1 protein-coding gene is annotated in these 1,647 nt (G+C 71.6%); it reads right to left on the bottom strand.

From position 1 onward, the window contains the following. Positions 1–1,647, bottom strand: a 1,647-nt coding sequence (locus C1I95_RS33780; protein WP_111220159.1) for a type IV secretory system conjugative DNA transfer family protein, incomplete at both ends; no start/stop codon positions are given.

The following is a 1,647-nucleotide window of genomic DNA, read 5'->3' on the forward strand; positions in this document are numbered from 1 at the left end:
GTACGCAGGGTGAAGGCGGGGGTCTGCCGGCCGTCGACGACGAGGCGGGCGACGGCGGTGTAGGCGTCGAGGTGGGCCAGGTCGTGCTCGTCCAGCTCGGGCAGGGTGTGGCGGGCCAGGACGCGGGCGTCCTCCGGCGCCACACTGAAGTAGATCTTGTTGCGGGCGTTGGCGGACACTGCGGCGAGCAGTTCGCGGGGGAACTGGGCGAGGTCCTGGTGGGCGATGGTCATCGCGAGGCGGTACTTGCGGGCCTCGGCGAGCATCGTGTCGAGGCTGGCGGCGAGGGTGAGGAAGTTCTGCGCCTCGTCGAGGTAGATCGCGCAGTCCTTGCGCCGGTCGGCGGGCACGCTGGCGCGGGCGGTGGCCGCCTGCCACACCCGGGCCAGGATCAGCGAGCCGAGCAGCCGGCTGGTGTCCTCCCCCAGTTCGCCTTTGGGGATGCGGACCAGCAGCACCCCGCCGTCGAGGATCTTGCTCATGTCGAAGCTGGACTTGGGGTAGCGCAGTGTCTTGCGGACGAAGTCCCGGAGCAGGAAGGCGCGTAGCCGGGCGAGGACGGGGCCGATGATCTGGGAGCGCAGGGCCGGGGACAGCTCGTCGTACCACTGCCAGAAGCCGTGCAGCCCGTCCGGGTCGTCCAGGTCGACGGTCATCGCGGACCGGAACTGGGCGCTGTTGAGCAGGGGTGGGATGTGTTGGAGGGTGACGTTGGCGTGTCGGAGCAGGGTCAGGCAGGACACCCGCATCACGTCGTCCATCCGGGGTCCCCACGCCTTGGAGAAGATCGACCCGAAGATGGAGACGAGGTTGTCGACGACCAGGTCCGGGTCGTCGCCTTCGAGGGGGTTGAGCGCGGGCGGGTTGCGTTGGGCGGGGTCGAACAGCACCACCCGGTCGGCCATGGTGGCGGGGATGCGGTCGAGGACGTCGAGGACGAGGTCGCCGTGCGGGTCGAGCACGATGGTGCCGCGTCCGGCGGTGATGTCGTCGATGATCAGGTTGGCGAGCAGGGTGGTCTTTCCGGAGCCGGTCTGGCCGACCATGTGGGTGTGGTAGCGGGCGTCCGGGACGGACAGGGCCACGGCGTGGCCGCCGACCTCACCGTCGCCGAGGACCTTGCGGCTGCGTCCCCCACTGGGCACGGCGACCGGCACCGGCATGGACTTGGCGCGGGCGCGGTCGAGGCCGGGTACCGCGAGGTCGCGGGGCAGCCCGGCCATCGCGGCGAGTTCCGGGGAGCTGGTGAGGAATCCCGGTCCGAGGCGTCGGGCGGCCAGTACTGCGACGGGGTGGGGCATGCGGGTGCGGTGGGCGAGACGGTTGCGGCCGGCGTAGACGGCGAACGAGGAGGCGATCGCGTCGGCGAGGCCGCGTAGCCGGTGACGGGGCTGGGTGCCGCTGCGCAGTGGTTGGGTGGCGATCGCGTAGCGGACGCCGGTTTCCCACAGTTGGTGGGATGTCTTGTCGAGGATCGCCCGGATGTCCTGGTCGACGGTCGGGTCGCGGCGGGCAGCCGCGCCGGTGGTGTGGCTGCGGGTGGGGCCGGGCAGGAAGATGTCGACCAGCGCGGCCAGCGGGGCGGCGGGGTTGAGCGACGGTGTGGCGGTCTTGCCTTGGCGCAGCCGTCCGGCGGCGCGTCGCGCC

Origin of the sequence: Micromonospora craterilacus (assembly GCF_003236315.1) — a bacterium.
In the GTDB taxonomy this organism is placed as follows: Bacteria; Actinomycetota; Actinomycetes; order Mycobacteriales; family Micromonosporaceae; genus Micromonospora; species Micromonospora craterilacus.